The sequence below is a fragment of the Segatella copri genome (assembly GCF_003465495.1).
Classification (GTDB): Bacteria; Bacteroidota; Bacteroidia; order Bacteroidales; family Bacteroidaceae; genus Prevotella; species Prevotella copri_G.
Genome location: NZ_QSAV01000060.1, coordinates 1 through 16,921, shown reverse-complemented (window position 1 = coordinate 16,921; position 16,921 = coordinate 1). Strand labels below are relative to the sequence as shown.

17 protein-coding genes are annotated in these 16,921 nt (G+C 39.6%); 1 reads left to right on the top strand and 16 read right to left on the bottom strand.

Going from position 1 to position 16,921, the window contains the following annotated elements; all coding sequences use genetic code 11:
* Positions 1-277: 277 nt before the first annotated feature.
* Complete coding sequence (locus DWV53_RS13805) at positions 278-1,849, top strand: ATP-binding protein (RefSeq protein ID WP_118155015.1); 1,572 nt, start codon at positions 278-280, stop codon at positions 1,847-1,849.
* Between the two features lie 167 nt (positions 1,850-2,016).
* Here DWV53_RS13805 and DWV53_RS13800 read toward each other — a convergent pair whose 3' ends face one another.
* The 16 genes from DWV53_RS13800 to DWV53_RS13725 form a co-directional block, all read right to left on the bottom strand.
* Positions 2,017-2,451 (bottom strand): putative toxin-antitoxin system toxin component, PIN family, encoded by a 435-nt coding sequence (locus DWV53_RS13800; RefSeq protein WP_118155012.1) that lies wholly within the window; start codon positions 2,449-2,451, stop codon positions 2,017-2,019.
* On the bottom strand, positions 2,448-2,666 hold the full coding sequence (locus DWV53_RS13795) for a hypothetical protein (RefSeq protein ID WP_117588186.1): 219 nt from the start codon (positions 2,664-2,666) through the stop codon (positions 2,448-2,450). The genes DWV53_RS13800 and DWV53_RS13795 overlap by 4 nt, the downstream gene beginning before the upstream one ends.
* A 619-nt stretch (positions 2,667-3,285) precedes the next feature.
* On the bottom strand, positions 3,286-3,876 hold the full coding sequence (locus DWV53_RS13785) for a GNAT family N-acetyltransferase (protein WP_117729108.1): 591 nt from the start codon (positions 3,874-3,876) through the stop codon (positions 3,286-3,288).
* Between the two features lie 9 nt (positions 3,877-3,885).
* Positions 3,886-4,041, bottom strand: a complete 156-nt coding sequence (locus DWV53_RS15860) for a hypothetical protein (RefSeq protein ID WP_006848196.1) — start codon at positions 4,039-4,041, stop codon at positions 3,886-3,888.
* 828 nt (positions 4,042-4,869) lie between these two features.
* Complete coding sequence (locus DWV53_RS13770) at positions 4,870-8,142, bottom strand: hypothetical protein (RefSeq protein WP_118155006.1); 3,273 nt, start codon at positions 8,140-8,142, stop codon at positions 4,870-4,872.
* Positions 8,143-8,244: 102 nt separating this feature from the next.
* The gene (locus DWV53_RS13765) at positions 8,245-8,511 is read right to left on the bottom strand and encodes a glycosyltransferase (protein ID WP_118155002.1); all 267 of its coding nucleotides are present in this window, start codon (positions 8,509-8,511) and stop codon (positions 8,245-8,247) included.
* A gap of 119 nt (positions 8,512-8,630) precedes the next feature.
* Positions 8,631-9,557, bottom strand: coding sequence for an HNH endonuclease (locus tag DWV53_RS13760; protein ID WP_118154999.1), 927 nt, complete (start codon positions 9,555-9,557; stop codon positions 8,631-8,633).
* Between the two features lies 1 nt (position 9,558).
* A complete protein-coding gene (locus tag DWV53_RS13755) occupies positions 9,559-11,400 on the bottom strand; it encodes an AAA family ATPase (protein WP_118154996.1) in 1,842 nt (613 codons plus the stop codon).
* An 8-nt stretch (positions 11,401-11,408) separates the two neighbouring features.
* Positions 11,409-11,642 (bottom strand): hypothetical protein, encoded by a 234-nt coding sequence (locus tag DWV53_RS13750; RefSeq protein WP_118154993.1) that lies wholly within the window; start codon positions 11,640-11,642, stop codon positions 11,409-11,411.
* Positions 11,643-11,747: 105 nt separating this feature from the next.
* On the bottom strand, positions 11,748-12,011 hold the full coding sequence (locus tag DWV53_RS13745; RefSeq protein ID WP_118154990.1) for a hypothetical protein: 264 nt from the start codon (positions 12,009-12,011) through the stop codon (positions 11,748-11,750).
* Between the two features lie 381 nt (positions 12,012-12,392).
* Positions 12,393-12,560 carry a hypothetical protein gene (locus DWV53_RS15855; RefSeq protein WP_181992511.1) on the bottom strand — a complete coding sequence of 56 codons (168 nt, stop codon included), beginning with the start codon at positions 12,558-12,560 and terminating at the stop codon, positions 12,393-12,395.
* A 103-nt stretch (positions 12,561-12,663) separates the two neighbouring features.
* Positions 12,664-12,831 carry a hypothetical protein gene (locus DWV53_RS15850; protein ID WP_167529954.1) on the bottom strand — a complete coding sequence of 56 codons (168 nt, stop codon included), beginning with the start codon at positions 12,829-12,831 and terminating at the stop codon, positions 12,664-12,666.
* Between the two features lie 337 nt (positions 12,832-13,168).
* A complete protein-coding gene (locus DWV53_RS13740; RefSeq protein WP_181992510.1) occupies positions 13,169-14,365 on the bottom strand; it encodes a sugar MFS transporter in 1,197 nt (398 codons plus the stop codon).
* A complete protein-coding gene (locus tag DWV53_RS13735; RefSeq protein WP_118154984.1) occupies positions 14,328-15,557 on the bottom strand; it encodes an adenylyltransferase/cytidyltransferase family protein in 1,230 nt (409 codons plus the stop codon). Before DWV53_RS13735 ends, DWV53_RS13740 begins: the two co-directional genes overlap by 38 nt.
* Positions 15,558-15,778: 221 nt before the next feature.
* Positions 15,779-16,018, bottom strand: coding sequence for a hypothetical protein (locus DWV53_RS13730; RefSeq protein ID WP_118154981.1), 240 nt, complete (start codon positions 16,016-16,018; stop codon positions 15,779-15,781).
* A gap of 231 nt (positions 16,019-16,249) precedes the next feature.
* Positions 16,250-16,864 carry a TPR end-of-group domain-containing protein gene (locus tag DWV53_RS13725; RefSeq protein ID WP_118154978.1) on the bottom strand — a complete coding sequence of 205 codons (615 nt, stop codon included), beginning with the start codon at positions 16,862-16,864 and terminating at the stop codon, positions 16,250-16,252.
* Positions 16,865-16,921 lie beyond the last annotated feature (57 nt).

The window sequence follows — 16,921 nt, the reverse complement described above, 5'->3', positions numbered from 1 at the left end:
GTTAAAGAACATTTTATCCTATAATCAACCAAGACTTTTCCCGAGATTAACCCATTATTAATACAGCAAGAAGGAAGAAAGGAGATAAGAGGAAGCCTGAAAAGAAATAAAAGGAGGAGAGAAAAGAAATAAGAGAAGGGAGAAAAGAAATAAAAGGTATAAGGAAATGAGATAAGGGGCATAAATGAAGAAAAGATGTTTTTAATTTGGTGGTTTCACCATTTATTCGTATCTTTGCCAACAAAGAGAATATCACTTAAAAGAAAGGCGAGCAATTATGGCAAGAAAACTATATCCGATAGGATTACAAACTTTCGAACGAATCAGAGTGGAAGATAAGTTCTACATTGACAAGACGGAATATGTATATCGTATGGCACATACTGATGGTACTTATTTCTTCCTGAGCCGTCCACGCCGTTTCGGAAAGTCGCTGTTGCTGACTACCATGAAGAGCTATTTTGAAGGAAAGAAGGAGCTTTTCAAAGGACTCGCCATCGAAAAGCTAGAAAAGGATTGGATAAGCTATCCGGTGCTGCATTTCGATATGAGCATGGGTAAGCACATGGAGATAGCCCAGCTGGAAAGATATTTCGACCAGCGACTTGCAGAACAAGAGCAGAAATGGGGCATTACGAATCCGGCTGTTGATGCCAACGACCGCCTCATCTCACTTATCCAGACTGCCTATAGGGAAACGGGCAAGCAAGTGGTAATACTGATTGACGAATATGATGCCCCTTTGCTTGATGTGGTGCACGAGGATGAAAAACTGGAAGAACTTCGCAACGCCATGCGCAATTTCTACAGTCCGCTAAAAGGATGCGAGAAATTGCTCCGCTTCGTATTCCTCACAGGCATCACCAAATTCTCTCAGCTCAGCATCTTCAGCGAATTGAACAACATCACCAATATCAGTATGGACGAGCCGTATGCCGGAATTTGCGGAATTACGGAAGATGAACTGGTGAACGGAATGCGGGATGACATAGAGGCACTTGCTGAAAAATTAAACTTATCGTATGAGCAGACGTTAGCTAAGTTAAAGGATAATTATGACGGCTATCATTTTACATGGCCTTCTCCTGACGTTTATAATCCGTTCAGCTTATTAACCTGCTTTGCCAAGCAGAAGATTGATTCCTACTGGTTTGGATCAGGCACTCCTACTTATCTGATCAATATGATGCGCAATTTCAACTTTCTGCCAGCGAACCTGGGCGAGAGTATGGAAGCCGGAAAGGATGACTTTGATGCTGCCACGGAAACCATGACCACCATCATGCCGCTGCTCTATCAGAGTGGCTACATCACCATCAAGGATTATGATGAAGAAACGGAGCTCTATACCCTAGCCATTCCTAACAAGGAAATAAGAGTTGGATTGTACAGAAGTTTGTTGCCTCATTATCTGACCTCAAAGACTGCAATGTGCAATACCACCATCGCCAAGATGTCGGTGCTTATTAAACAGCGCAAGATAGACGAAGCATTACAGTTGCTGAAATCGTTTTGGGAGACTGTGCCTTATTGCAACAACACCCATTACGAAGGGCATTACCAGCAAACGATGTATATCATCTTTGCCTTGCTCACGAATTTCAGGATTATAGTGGAGCAACATACGTCAAAGGGGAGAATTGATATAACCATGGAGACGGACGATACTATCTATGTAATGGAGCTGATGTTTGGAAAGACTGCCCAGGAGGCTCTTGAGCAGATAGAAAGCAAGCATTATGCCGAGGCCTTTGCCATGAGCGGCAAGGAAATTATCAAGGTAGGTATGAGCTTCAATATCAAAGAAGACAACACCATCGTGTTCGACTGGAAATCATCAGAAATTTAGATGACAAAAAAAGCGTGCAGGCGACTATGATGTGGCTTGCACGCTTTTTCCTTTTATATTCTTTTTATATTCATCCTACAGCGAAAGGGGTCGTAAAGACTTGAAGAAGACCGAGATGAGTTCCTTCTGCTACTTGCAATAATCAATAGTTACGACATCTTAAACTATTAATTAAGATGATTATTTCCTTGATTCCGCAATAATAACTCCACGAAATCTTTTATATTTACAACAAAAATGCGAGGAAATTCAATCTCATTGAGAATTTTAAAGTGAGCATCATTACTCACTATACAACTTGCACCAGCAGAAAAAGCACAATCTACAAATTTGTTGTCATCCTCATCAGCTTGAATGAGATGCAACTTATAATAGGGTGTTACGAATTCCACATTCTTTTGACTTAGAATCACAGACACAACATTACTGGCAATATTTGCATTAGTCTTCTGCTCAATGATTTCTAAATACTCCTCAATAATTTCATTTGTAACGCACAAGGTCAATTTACCTATCAAGAAATCATCCCAAATCTTACGATAAGGGCTTATCCTTGGAAGGCTCATCAATAAGCAATTAGTATCAAGAACTATCTTTCTCATTTGCCAGAAGTACGTAAATGTTCATTACCCCAGCTCTCTATGGTATCAAGAGTTATACTTCCATTATCGCACAACTCATCAATCCCCTCATCAACCTTCTTTGCAAAGTATTGAGAGAGAACATTTTCAAGATTATCTAATTCCTGTGGAGTCTTGATATAAGACATCATTTGAAGAATCTTCATCTGAGCAGGGTTAAATACAGTCTGTTCCATTCTATTTCAATTAAACGTTCAACTTTGCCGCCAAAGTTACACTTTTTTCTCGAAACCACCAAGCAATTAACAAGAAATCTGCAAGTTATCAGCAAATAACCACGAAATTAACCGTAAACTATAAACTATTAACTGTAAACTATAAACAGCTGTTCCCTACCTCAGCAAGCTATAGTAAGGCGGTCCCATCCCGCACAACATGGCGAAGACCGCTTTGGTCCGCCAACCTCAGAGCGTAGCGGTTCTGAGCACCGAGTAGGGCGGTTTTCCTCTTCTTCCCTGAGGGGAGAAGACCGAGATGAGAGGTGGAGCCTTCCTTAAGGGTAAGGAAGGACGGGTAGGTTTTCGAAAAAACTCCCTTTGGCTAAAGATTTTGCAAATGAGCGCAATGAAAGTTTGCTTTCAAATTGCCGAGTGCAGCTAATCTTATCTAAAGGGAGACGGAGGGATTCGAAAGACTCCTTCTTTAACGGTAAGGAACCTTATATCCAAGGCAATACCTAAATTGACTGCTTACCCTCATTTCTCATATTTTATTCCTGGATATATCACCAATACAGCATACCAAGCATATTGCAAGCAGTTACACTTTTCGGTGTATTTTACATTGCTTTTTAACCTACTTGATAAGTATCAAATCAAAGTACATTAGACGAGTCTTTAATGGCTTATCAGAAACAATACCTCTATATGATTTTTCCTGCTCTTCTGTGCTGAACATAAAATCAAAACCATTCTTCTTATAAAATGCTACAGGCACGTCTTCATTATAGGCATCAACTACCAAATAACGACATCCCGTTTTATTATATGGCTCAACAAACCAGGACTTAATAAAGTCCATTACTTCTGTCCCGATATGAAGATGCTGAAATTTTGTTGAAATTCCCAATCTTCCTATAAGTACAGCAGGATATATCAAATCCTGTTTTATATGAGGAACATGCTTTCCAACCTTTTTCTTTCTCGCATTAGGCAAGTATTTTGTGAAAATACTGGCATTTGAGACCGTAAAGGCACATACGATATCAGCCTTGGATTCCTCAAGATAATAGCAGTAAGATTTACCGAACAAGTTGTCGGCATAAGACACAGCATCATTATGGAAGAATCCATCCAAGTCTTCATTGCCACATGAAAATGAAATAGATTCTTCCAATATTTCTTTTGTCAATGGTGAAAACACCGTTTTATCTGCTAAAAATCCCATAATACTAACTTAAAATTTTGCTTTTGCCAGAATAGCCTTCATCTCAGCACGCTGCTTTGAGAAATCTATGCTACCACGCTTCTTCAATGTTTCTTCAGCTTTTTCTCTGAAAGCTAAAGCCTCGTCACCTGTCAGCATTGGGATACCACTAATTGCTAATGCCATAATCCTATCTCCTATTTATTTAATTTATATAACTTGCCGCCAAAGTTACGCTTTTTTCTCGAAACCACCAAGCAATTAACAAGAAATCTGTAAGTTATCAGCAAATAACCACGAAATCAATCGTAAACTATAACTATTAACTGTAAACTATAGACTGCTATTCCCAGACGGTCCATCCCGCACAACATGGCGAGGGCTTTGATGCAGCATTAGATCTCCCACCGCAACAGCCAGGCGGTCCCATCCCGCAAAACCATGGCGAAGACCTTTGATGGTCCGCCAACCTTAGAGCGCAGCGGTTCCGAGCACCGAGTAGGGCGGTTACATCCTTCCTTCTGAGGAGGAAGGCTTGGTTAGAGGTGGAGCTCTCCTTGCAGGAGAGACGGAGAGGTAGAAAATTCAGCACTGTAGGGCGGTTTTCCTCTTCTTCCCTGAGGTTTCTGTCCCCCGCTAACGGGGGAACCGAAGGGGGTGTAAAGACCATTGAAAAGGGGCTTGGGGAAAGCGGTGGAGCCTCCCTTAAGGGTAAGGGAGGATGGGTGGGTTTTCGAAAAATTTTGATAGACTTTATAAAAGTCACAAAGAACATAGTAATAATCCACCAGTTGCCTTAACCCAATCCCCTCATTCATCAGATGCGAGTAGATATGAGTCAATTGGAAGATAATATTAAACTCCACTGTTGGGATCACAAGATAACCTCATATTGTCTTTTGATTGTTTTCCAACTGCTTCATTCTCTTCAATAGCAGAGAGTTAAGTAAGGACTTTATTTTTCTTGCCAACCTATCGTTATCTATTTTGACGATAGCAGCAAAATACAGTTAACTATAAAACACAATTTCTCCTACCCTCTATAGTATCATCATAGCGTTTTATATACTTATCAACGATTTGGATAGATAAGTCATCAAGATGAGAGCATCTATTATAAATATCTCTCAATTGCATATTCCGAAGATTTTCCAAATCTTCAATAGAGTCAACTATAGTTTGAGACGGATTATCTATAACCTCATTGTTGACTTCAGATGTTTGAGTAGCCGTCAGTTTCTTTGGTTTTATCTGCTTTAATAACTGCCTGCAAGACATATAAGGCTGGTTTTGAGCTAACCAATTATAAACTGCAATAAGGCACGTCATCTGCTGTTTTTCTCTCTCATCAAGTTGCTTGATCTCAACGACATCAACATAACCATCAAAAACCTGATGAAATAAGCTTTGCAATTTTTTCAACTTATCCTGTGCATCCAGCAATATCATCGTCATTCTTTGAACATCATTGATAAAGCCACCTGAAGGCTGGTAACACTGTCTGAAGAAGATTGTCAAATCAGTAGAATAATGAGAATACAAGGAGTTTAATTTCTTCAAATTATCTTTTGCACTTTGATCTTCATTCTCCTTTTTGTTAATTTCATAACCTAATCCGAATCTATTTATTTCAGTTGCAGGCAACTCTATGTGAGTATTTAAAATCTTATCACACACATCATAAGAAACTTGATCCATTTTGGCATTGTACGCCTTTCCTACTCGATGAATGTCATCAATACCTTGCCAATATTCTTTTATTACATCAACAAATAGCTTACGCAAAGTTATCAATTGATCACAATAAGCTTTTCTGGAAGGAAGGACATAGCTTTTTTCATACAAATGCACCATCATTGTGCGCGGCTCTTGCATATCGTCAAGCGGTAACATTTCTCTACTTATATGCTTTTCAAAAGTCAAATCTAAATCTTCAAAAATCACATCTTTTATGATCTCTGAATGATATACATCTGCATTTGGAAATGCTTTTCTCAGCAAATCAATATGATGCAGATTAATGCGATGCATTATATCCCCATCCCTATCTCCATTTTCAAATTGTTTCCCTGCAGTAAAATAGTCTAAGAAAGTAAGACATTTAACCTCATTTTCACAAATATCAAACTCCAAGATATTATTTTGGATGCGAAATTGTTTAACGAAGTTTTCTTCCAGTTGATTAAATGTGGCAGAATCATAACCAGCCAGTTTTAGACCAAGAAGAACATCTGCCATCTCTTCTAAATTATTAGGAACCTTAGCATCCATCTTAAAATCAGCAAATTCTGGCTTATAAGAAAGCTGCAAATTACATATCGTTAAGAATTTTGCTAACCAAAAATAGTCACGCCACTCTTTAGGCTTTTCCAAAGAGATAGAACTATCAAGCCATTTACATAAATAGAAATAGACCTCAGTCTGCAAAGAAAATCTTTTTCTTACATCATCCATAGTAATACCTATATGGCTTCCAAACAATTTATCAACAGATTCCTCAAGTTCGGTTTCCGTAAAGTTAACAGGCACTAAGTATTGCCAACAAAGAGGCGCAGTTTGCCTTAACCAATCAAACGCTGCTTGATTATTATCAATATAATGTTTAACTCCACACCACACCAATGTTCTTGCCACAATATACGCTTGCATAGAGTTTATCTTCTTACCCTCCAATTCACGTAAAAGAGAATCAGGCGTATATTTTCCTTCATCTATAAGGGTCATAAGAAACAGAGGACTTGTGTTTTCATTAATATGCTCGAATAATTCCATACCAATTTCTTCTAAACCATTTCTATAATTCCTAAATATCTCTTCAATTATGATATGAGTCCTAATGGGGTGAACATCAGAAAATCCTTCACCATTGTACTCAAAGAATTCACCTTTCATTTGGTCTATACATCGAGACAGGTCCATTGGAGAAAGATGACACAAGTTCCGAATGGCATTCACAGAGATATTTCCCTGCAAGACATTCGAGACAGATATATACTGAAGAAAGGAGGCATTTACATGATCAAGTCTTCCTATCTGTTCAGAGATTCTTGCCCTTAGAGGAACACCATGTGTCAAGAAATACACATATTCAAGCAATGTTTGAGGATGTCCGGATTCATTCCAAGCCTCTTCAAATATATCAATATGGCACAATCCTCTATCGCATAGATGATCAAAGATATCCTTTGCCTCAGATTCGGTTAAATCTAAGGCAAGAGTAGAATAATGAAGTTTCTCATTAACCTTGTTTTTACACCTATTCCAATCATCCTGCCGGATTGTTACTAAGCATTTAACAAAAGGAGTATCCTCTATTTCATTTACCACTTGAATCCATGAAGTATCGTATGGCAGCACATCTAAATAAACAAAAGCTTCACTCTTCAAGCCTTTCGAAATATCTTTGATGGTGGCAATGATTTGCGATATGTTATTTCGATTTACATATTTAATCTCGTATCGTAAAGGAGTACCACAAATCTTCAAATAACGATATGCTAAACTACTTTTGCCAGAACCTGAGACACCCGTTATGAAAACAAGATTATTGTCTTTCAGCTTCTCATAGAGTTGTTGCAACTTTTCTTCTCTGACAACATCATAATTTTTGGCAATATGTATTTCCTTAGCAGATATACCTTGATAATAAGATATTTCAGAATTAACATCTTCCTGACAAACTGACTGAAAAAGTGGAATTACTGTTAGTCCAAATTGAGTAAAGAATTCCTTTTGACGCACAGAAAACGCTATAATCTGTCCTACCTGACAACATAAATCATCATAAGTAGCAGACATTTTATTTATCACAAGATAACAAATCCACTGAACCAAATAATCCTTTACTATTAAAGGATCAATAGATGGAAATCGATTTTTTAAAACGGATTCAACATAATTTTCCAACTCTCCTTGCGATTTAGACTGCCATAATATTTTTGCAGCAAGCTCCTTGGAAGAAGCATAATCCAAATGAAGAGTTTCCTCTTTTTTGAGCGACTTTACAAGAGAGGACACCTTCGTCAATCTATCAGAAATCACTCCTTTATCATTGCCATGTCCAACCGCCACGAATGATATTTTTACATTTGAATTTTCATCTAAACTATCCTTACCACGAGAAAACAAAGAAGTAGATTTACCCTTGGAAAACAGATCAGAATACACGATTGTCCCAGAATAACACTTCACCTGTATGGTTTCGATAATTTGGTCATTCAAATATATGTCTAAATCTTCTCTTCCTTCGGGCACGAATACTTCTTTAGAATCAGCAGACTCTATCATTCTATACAACGTATAGAGATATTGAACATGATAACCAAAAACTGTTGATGAAACGGACATAACTATAACCTTTGTCTCAAATCTGATACTTAAAAATCAAGATTAAGCTTTAAATATTTCCTCATATAATTTCTCAATGCTCTCATTCACCATAACAGGAGCGAACACCCTCTCTCCGAAGCTTTTAGAATATTCAGCCATATTCCTGAGAAGATCAGGAGATTCCATCAGTTTTCGAAGCTGCATGGTAAGCGCATCCACATCATCAAATGGGAAAGTGAGGCAGTTCTTTCCTTCTTTAATAACATCAGGCAGACCACCTACAGGAGTAACCACACAAGGTATGCCATAGCCCCAGGCATCAAACATCTGTTTTTCTATTTTGCAGAGGATAGTAGGAAAGCTATTCCTTACTTCATGCTAGATAGCGAAGTCTGGGAGAAAATCTTCCAACTGGTATCCCTTACCCATTCTGGTCATTATATACTTTAATACCCAATTAAATCCTCTTTCATCTTTGTATGCAGCTCTGTACCCAAAGCCTCGCTTCTGGGTTTGCCAAAGAATGAACGCTTTAGTTCCTCTACCGCTCCAAATCCCATACGCTCCATCTCTGCCAACTTATCATCATCGAAGTTCTGTTTGTTCTTCAGCAATTGGCAAGCAGTAGAATTCAGACTTTGATATCTTTGTTCTAAACCTAGGGTATCTTGATTAACCACCATATTACCCTCTGTATGAAGCCCGATTGTGAAGTCTGTTTCTGATACTGCAGTATAATTCACACCAATCAGTTGGTTTGAATAGAAATAAGAAAGATTTTCTATATTAGCCTCATAAGGATTAGCAGCTACCGGATTCGTCATTTTTAGCTGATTACAAGATTTACAACTTGGTATCAAATTGTAAAAACACATAGCCAAAGCTGGATACTCATCACTCCCTTTAGGATAGAAATGGTCAAACTCTATAGTACGTTTCGTCTGAGTACCCTGCATCACTTCAACTACATCCAGAAACTCATGCTCGCAATATGGACAAACCTTCAAATTCATCTTCTCAAACAAAGCATACGAATTATAGGTTTCTTGCCGGTCAACATATTTCGAGATACCATTTGAGAATCTGTTTATATACACCTTCTTCATATAATCAAATTTCAGGAGCTTAGGGCAATTAGCCACCCAACTGGCAAGAGTCGAGCAATCGGCCAGCACAAATTGTTTGAGCCAATCAAAAGTGTCATGTCTAAAATCATACTCCTTGTCATAACTTTCAAATCCAGGAAGAACTATAACATTCTGATAAAAGTCCTTGCGTTGTTCCTTGCGCATGATATCAGCCACATAACTTTTTACCGCTTCATAATGAAGCTGCTTCAATTCTTCTATATTCGGGAATAATAGTCTTATCATCTTATTGCAACTTTTCCAACAACATACTGAAACAATGACGAATCAATGCATCACCTATATTCGGAATCAATTGGCGAATCATCGTAAGTTCCTCTTTTTCTGATAAAGAAAGCTCACTTTTCCTAGATACCAATGATTTTAACAGTTCAAACTTATCTTCCAAGAAAATACGAGCCTGTTCCCCGATGGTATATTTCAAAAAGAAGCCATCTGCCATAATACTATGAATATTGGCAGCATAATAAGGTCTCTCACTTTTTGAGATAATACACCTACCATACTCATCATAGTTCATCTTGATAACCTGGGATGCCATAACATCAGATAGCATAAATGGTGAATGAGTACTAATCAGAACTTGCAATTCTGAATTTTGGTCACGTTTACTTAGCAAGACATTTAGATTTCTAATGAAAGTCCTGCACATTTCCGGGTGCATATAATTCTCAGGTTCATCCAGCAAAAGAATGAGATTAGGCTGAATGGCTTCCGAATATTTTTGTCCTTGCGTCAATATTTTAACTTTTACTCCATATTCTTCCAACACGCCCCATATCTTAGCATATTGATACTCACCAGAACTTACATAAGTCCAATGATAAGGTAACAGACATTTTGTAAAAACACCAATTTCGTCTGGTCGATATTGCTCCATCCGTTCAAACACTTCGCCCATCACAGATTTTTCACTAATATCTATATCCATTACAGGTATAGAGAACTCTGTATCTGTGAAGTATTTGTCATCCATCTTACTTAAAAGATGGAAAAAATCTCTAATATCAGAACCAATCTGCCAAACAAGTCCTCGATTACTGGTTTCTTCATCAGTATGGTAATCAATATATTGGCATAACCAATCGATACGTTTCAAAATACCTATTTTCTCTCCATCAGGCAATTCTCTAGGGTCTTCAACTCCCAAATTATATACCATGCCGGCATATCTGTAGTATTTTTCAGGAAACTCATAATCCACCTGTTCAGCCCACTTACGCAAATATATGGCAAAATCTACCATCAAGTCATGTATAAAACGACTCTTGGGAGTAGATTTCTTATCAAACTGTACTGGCTTGTCGTATTGCCCGCTACGAAGATTCTTTTCCTTTTGCTCTTTCGCTCTATCCTTATATGTCCAATACTCTTTTTTTACCAGTTTTTCATCCAAATCAGAATGGATTTTATTCTGCCAGTTATTCCATTTAATAACCAAAGAGGCCTTTCTTTTGATACTTTCTTCTGCAAAATGACTCAAGTACTCTTTTAAGAAATCACATTCCATAGAAATACTTGCCTTACCATATTGAGCAATTATTCTTGGGATAAATGTATCAGTATAATACACCCCTTCCTGCCTTTCATCTTCGTAAGGACAGTTTGCAAAAGCATATCTATCAAAGGCATTGACTATATACGTATTCTCTTTATCCGCTTTAGTTGCAGGAGTAGTGGAAAGAACCACATGCTTGTCAAAATCATATGTGAAATAATATGCACGTTTCTTATGACCAAGACCTACTTCCTCAGCAAAAAAGGCATTTCCATCATGCATTTTATACAACAACAGATAAGCATCACTAGCATCAGACTCTATTCTTCGCCACTCGTCCATACCAATTAGTTGCAGGAAATTGGTTTTACCAGACCCAGTTTTTCCGACAATGATCTTTATATTACTCATGAACCCATTATCATAAATGTAATCCATCAATGGATTCTTTTCCTGCTTTTCAATAAGCAGCTTAGAATCATGGTAATGACATTCGAATTCATTAGAAAGAGATACTTCCTGGTTTTCGATATTGCGAAAGTGCGCTATATAGCAATATATCAGTTTCATATTATGTCTTACTCACACATTATTACATACTTCATGACATCACTATCTAAACATTCAAACAAGAGAATCACCTTAATTCCCTTAACGATATAGTCTTTATAGAAGGCATCGCCACAGGCATTAGGTGTTACATATACCAAGTCCGGTCTAATTTCCTTCAAACTCTTTCTGATTCTACGAAGCAGCATGATAAAATCAACCAACTTTCTGATTCCAACCTTACCAATATCTTGCAGATTCAAAAAATAATCTGCTTTCTATATTTTAAATCGTAAGTGTTCTTTTACCTTTGCACTCAGAATTCTGATAGTCAAAGTTGCTTAATAGATACAAAGGTAAAAGAACACTTATGGCTTTGTACTATTTCTGCTTCTCAATACCTTTTCCAAAACCTCTTTACTAATCTCATTTTGGCATCTGATGATCTCTTGCTGAATTTCTTCAGCATGTTGCAAGTCGCCAATATTCAAGCAATACTGATGGAGTCTTTGCAGGACATCAATAGCTTCCAAATTGTTCCCACAAATCGCCAAAGCCGCCAAATCTTTCTGTTGTTCATTATTAGCTGCCACTTTGAGCACCTTGAACATGTTATCTAAAAATGTATACATAATTGTGTAGTTATATTGATTAATGAATCTGCTTACACAAAGCTTTTACCCCCAGGCGGTCCCATCCCGCAAAATATGGCGAAGACCTTTGATGGTCCGCCAACCTTAGAGCGTAGCGGTTCTGAGCACCGGAGGGCGGTTACATCCCTAATCCCTATGGTAGGGATTTAGGGCTTGAGTATAGGGTAAGGACCCTCCCGCAGGGGAGGGACAGGTGGGGCAAATATAGCACTAAGGGCGGTTTCCCTCTCCTTCCCTGAGGGGAGAAGACCGAGATGAGAGGTGGAGCCTTCCTTAACGGTAAGGAAGGTTTCTGTCCCCTACAAGGGGAACCGAAGGGGTCGTAAAGACTTTTAAGCCCATCAAGAATATCAAAAGAAATTAGTCATGACTATTAGGTTTTACCCTAAACATAGCCACAGTGTTTGAAAATTCTGCAACAATATCTAAAACATTCGGATTATCTTTTCGAATAATTAAAGCTGCAAAATTTTCAATTCCCTCCATATCTTCGATACTGACAGGCATCAAAATAAACTTATCTTTCATTTGATAAGAGGATCACTTTTAAAGCGATAAGTTCGAGACGTTTCATGCCAATAAACCTCATAAGGAGCAGAAGCATTAATTATATCCAAAGGAAGTGGTTTCATTACCAAACATTTATATATTTAGGATATACCCCCGTTCGTTCCTTATATTCCTCACAAAGGCTCTTAGTAATTTCAGCTACACGAGCCTTTTTACGCTCTTTTGCCGCCATAAATCTTTTCATAGCAGCTTCACGTTTTTCCCAAAATTCTTTATCTAATGTATCCATAATAGTTCTCCTTTTAAATTCTTTAATTGCAATCTGCCGCAAAAATACGCTTTTTCCTCGAAACCACCAAGAAAATCAAAAGAAATCTGCAACTCATCAGCGAATTACTACAAAACCAGCACTTCAATAATCCTATCCATCTTTAGCAAGGCGGTCCCATCCCGCAAAACATGGCGAAGACCTTTGATGGTCCGCCATCCTTAGAGCGAAGCGGTTCCGAGCACCGAGTAGGGCGGTTTTCTCCCTCGCTCCTGAGGAGAGAGGGCAGGGGTGAAAGGTGGAGCCCTCTTTAAGGGTAAAGAGGGACGGGGTGATTTTCGAAAAATCCTCCTTTTATCTAATGAGGAACGTGGCGTTTCGATAACGCATACCCTCCAATCACCCCATAACATACCAGCGGTATGAGAAAGGCAATCGCCATACTGCCCGTAGTATCCGCAATATACCCCATGATTACAGGAGCAACCGCACCACCCACTATCGTCATGATAAGCAATGAAGAGGCAAGTTTGGTCTTTGTACCCGCATCCCTCAATGCCAGCGAGAAGATAGTCGGAAACATGATGCTCTCTCCCAGATACAGGGCGAAAAACGCAATGAGAGATAAGGTTCCGCTACATACTACCACAATCAATGTGGCTACAAAGGTGAGGATGGCACAGACCAGCAGCACCAGACTTGGCTGGATATAATTCATGATGACACCACCAGCCAATCTGCCGATAAAGAACAGACCCATTCCGCCAAAGGCGAGATACAGACTGGCAGTCTGCTTCTCTATATGAATGCTCTCCTCAGCATAGTTGATGAAGAAACTGTTCACACCCGTCTGGGCAGCCACATAGAGAAATAAGGTCAGCATACCAAAACCGAATGCCATCACTCGCATCGGCTTCTCCTCCACCATCTCGTTCGTATCCGCCTCATGCGCTCTCCTTGGATCAGGCAACTTGATTCTTGACAGGACCAGTGCCACAGAAAGCACGAAGATACCTACCAGGGCATAAGGAATGGCAATGTTGACACCCGAGAACAGGAGCTGTCCGCCAACCAGCGGTCCAACAATCCATCCGATACCATTGAGCGACTGCGACAGGTTGATTCTGCTCTCCGCCTTGTCAGGATGTCCCAGTACCGTAGTATAAGGATTCGCACTCGTTTCCAGACAGGTCAGCCCGCATCCTATCACAAACAGCGACAGAACAAAGAAGTAGAAACTGTTGATCCTGCTTCCCGGTATGAACATCAGGGCACCGATACCGAAGAGAACTAGTCCTGTTATCACTCCCCTCCTGTAGCCCCACTTCCGGATAATCCATCCGGCAGGCAGTGCCATCAGAAAGTAGGCACCATAAACGGCAGCCTGCGTCAAAGCCGACATCGCCTTGCTGATATGGAACGACTCCTGGAAATGCGGATTCAGCACCTCCAGGATGCCATGGGCAAAGCCCCACATGAAGAAAAGACTGCTGATGATGAGGAAGGGCACCAGATAGTTATGCCCTTCGTATCTGAAGATGGATGGCTTCGTCATGATTCTCTGCAAATTTAAGACTGTCCTTTACTACCAGTGCCAGATAACCACCGCCGCCGGCTCCCGGCATCTTCCATGCCAGAACCTCCTCCATGTTGCTGTAGCGGTCAATCATCGGCTGTACACTCGCCTCCGGTTCTATCACACCGTTGATAGACGGATTCACCATACCCGGGAACATTGCAATCTGGGCCTCGAAAGATGCCCTGTATGCTGCAGCAAAGGCATCGAGGTCGTGCGCAAGAATCGCCTTCCAGCAAGCATCAGCTGCATCAGCCAGCGCCTTCACCTTCTCAGGCGTGATATCCTTACCTTCCACCACACTGCATCCCGGTCTTCTCGGTTCCATCGGAATCATCACCAGATGGTCTTCCAGGAAACGGAGGGTCATCTCATCCTGCGTACTCTCTATCTTCTCCGGCCAGAAGTTGTTGTCATAATAATGACGCACCAGACCGGGAACACAGATACCGATAGAATCCTGGGCACCCGAGATGATACCATCGTGACGCTCCGGATTATTCTCGAAGCAGAATACTAGTCGGGCGAGCATCTCTGGATCCATCTTCGGCAACTTGACCGGCCATATCTTCTGAATCATCTTACGGGTAGAGGTGGACAGACCGCAGCGGTCGCGCACCTCAAAGGTCGGTTCCAGCGAGATGGTAATCGCCCATCCCGGATGATACATGCTTACATAAGGCTGGTCAATCCAAGTACCAGCCAGATCCAGACGGGTAGGAATCCCCGCCTCCTGTGCCGAATTATCAGATACGTTCGATAACGCCTTCTTCAAGTCAGAAGAAGATCGTGCCTTCAAACCAGCATGAGGCGTGCGCTGGAGTTCGACATATTCGATGCCTCTTTCCGCACAAATCCTGCGTTTCTCATCAGACCCACCTTCAGCGTTCACCACAAACACGTCCGGTTTCACCTTATCAAGAGTAGGCAGGAAATCGATGACTCCACTTCCCTCATTGATATACGCATCCTTCACCGCCTTGATATTCTTGACCATGAATAGCCTTTCCTCCTGCGGAAACATAGGCTTGCGATGCTTATACTCCAGATAAGTAGCATCCGATCCGATACCCACATACAGGTCACCATACCGTGATGCCTGCTGGAAAAACTCCACATGACCGGAATGCAGCAGGTCATAACACCCGCTCACAAAAACTTTCTTCTTCATTTGTTGTTTATCACTAATTATAGAGTCTCCGAAATCAGTATAGGGGAGATGTGAATGAGGAGTTTCCTCTAAGTTGTCTATTCTTTCTTTTCTTTTTACCATTAGTAATAGTTTGTGTTGTAAATATGTGATATGTTTATCTTATTTGTGTCGTAACCTCCAAAAGAAGTGCCCATATTTGGTGATGTACTGTCCGATGTTGCCACCATTCAGTATCTCTACTAACAACAACTTTTCTCGCTTTTCATCCTCGGAGCTATCATCTTCTCCTCTGATAATCCATCTTCTCTAAGCATGGAATAGAACTTGTTTGCAACCACATTCACCTTCATGTTTTGCCGGTGAATTTGTTGTACAGCTCCCATCCAAGCCATCATCAGCTCCCTCTCTATCGGGTTCTGTTTCAACTCTTCAGAATACTCCTTACTCAGTCGCTCGATACCATCAAAACAAAGCCCCAATATTGCTTGCTTAGAAGCAAAGGAATACTATTGCTGCCAATCCATGCCAGCAATCATCTCACTCACATCACTCTTACCTCCAAGGCAATATCTCAGGAATACGAAAAAAGAAGATGTATTAATCATATATTATTATTTTAGGCATTTTTCAGCCTCGACAAGCTATCTAAAGCATTTTCCCAAAAGATTGACCCTTCCATTCAGAAATTTATATGCTCATTTTGGCTAGAACTACAATTCTAGATTACTTGTATCAGTAATTTCTTTGAAATTTGGATCATTATGATATTTAACAAACACAGGCCATTCTTTGATATCAAACTTCATTAATTCATGCTTTTCCACAACTTTTTTCAAGTATGAAAAACACTTAGCTTTATCATTCAATAGCGCATAGGCTGCAGCCATTTCCGCTGGAGTATAATTCATATGTCCATCTATCATCTTGTTTTTTATTTTAGCTTCAAAATCATTTGGTTTCTTATATTTTTCCAAAGCTAGATAATAATTAATACAAATAACTCCTTCACGCTGCATATATGCCTGCTCATAATACTGTTTCATAAAAAAATAAGCCTTTTCATATTGCCCCATTCTAATCAAACTACAAGATTTTGATGAAATTTGTTGAACATCAAGACTATGGTTTTGAGCATACAAGTCAACGATACGAACAACCTCCTCATCATCATTAAATGTACTATGATACGACAATTGACATTTTAAGTCTTTTTCAAAATATTTATCCAAAATTCTCTTCGCATTATCCTTATCTCGCACATCACAATAATAATGCAACATCAAAATCTTCCACCGTCTGGATTTTTGTATATTGTTTTTTATCAATTCCTTTGCTTCTTTATATCAATACTGCGTTAAATTAATATTTAATCGTCTGTAAAT

Bases quoted from the DNA above. Each gene is read 5' to 3' on its own strand.
- DWV53_RS13805 (WP_118155015.1), top strand. From the start codon at position 278: ATGGCAAGAAAACTATATCCGATAGGATTACAAACTTTCGAACGAATC.
- DWV53_RS13795 (WP_117588186.1), bottom strand. From the start codon at position 2,666: ATGGAACAGACTGTATTTAACCCTGCTCAGATGAAGATTCTTCAAATG.
- DWV53_RS13785 (WP_117729108.1), bottom strand. From the start codon at position 3,876: ATGGGATTTTTAGCAGATAAAACGGTGTTTTCACCATTGACAAAAGAA.
- DWV53_RS13800 (WP_118155012.1), bottom strand. From the start codon at position 2,451: ATGAGAAAGATAGTTCTTGATACTAATTGCTTATTGATGAGCCTTCCA.
- DWV53_RS13740 (WP_181992510.1), bottom strand. From the start codon at position 14,365: ATGACGAAGCCATCCATCTTCAGATACGAAGGGCATAACTATCTGGTG.
- DWV53_RS13765 (WP_118155002.1), bottom strand. From the start codon at position 8,511: ATGTTTGATGCCTGGGGCTATGGCATACCTTGTGTGGTTACTCCTGTA.
- DWV53_RS15855 (WP_181992511.1), bottom strand. From the start codon at position 12,560: ATGAAAGATAAGTTTATTTTGATGCCTGTCAGTATCGAAGATATGGAG.
- DWV53_RS13735 (WP_118154984.1), bottom strand. From the start codon at position 15,557: ATGAAGAAGAAAGTTTTTGTGAGCGGGTGTTATGACCTGCTGCATTCC.
- DWV53_RS15860 (WP_006848196.1), bottom strand. From the start codon at position 4,041: ATGGCATTAGCAATTAGTGGTATCCCAATGCTGACAGGTGACGAGGCT.
- DWV53_RS13770 (WP_118155006.1), bottom strand. From the start codon at position 8,142: ATGATAGAGTCTGCTGATTCTAAAGAAGTATTCGTGCCCGAAGGAAGA.
- DWV53_RS13745 (WP_118154990.1), bottom strand. From the start codon at position 12,011: ATGTATACATTTTTAGATAACATGTTCAAGGTGCTCAAAGTGGCAGCT.
- DWV53_RS15850 (WP_167529954.1), bottom strand. From the start codon at position 12,831: ATGGATACATTAGATAAAGAATTTTGGGAAAAACGTGAAGCTGCTATG.
- DWV53_RS13755 (WP_118154996.1), bottom strand. From the start codon at position 11,400: ATGAAACTGATATATTGCTATATAGCGCACTTTCGCAATATCGAAAAC.
- DWV53_RS13760 (WP_118154999.1), bottom strand. From the start codon at position 9,557: ATGATAAGACTATTATTCCCGAATATAGAAGAATTGAAGCAGCTTCAT.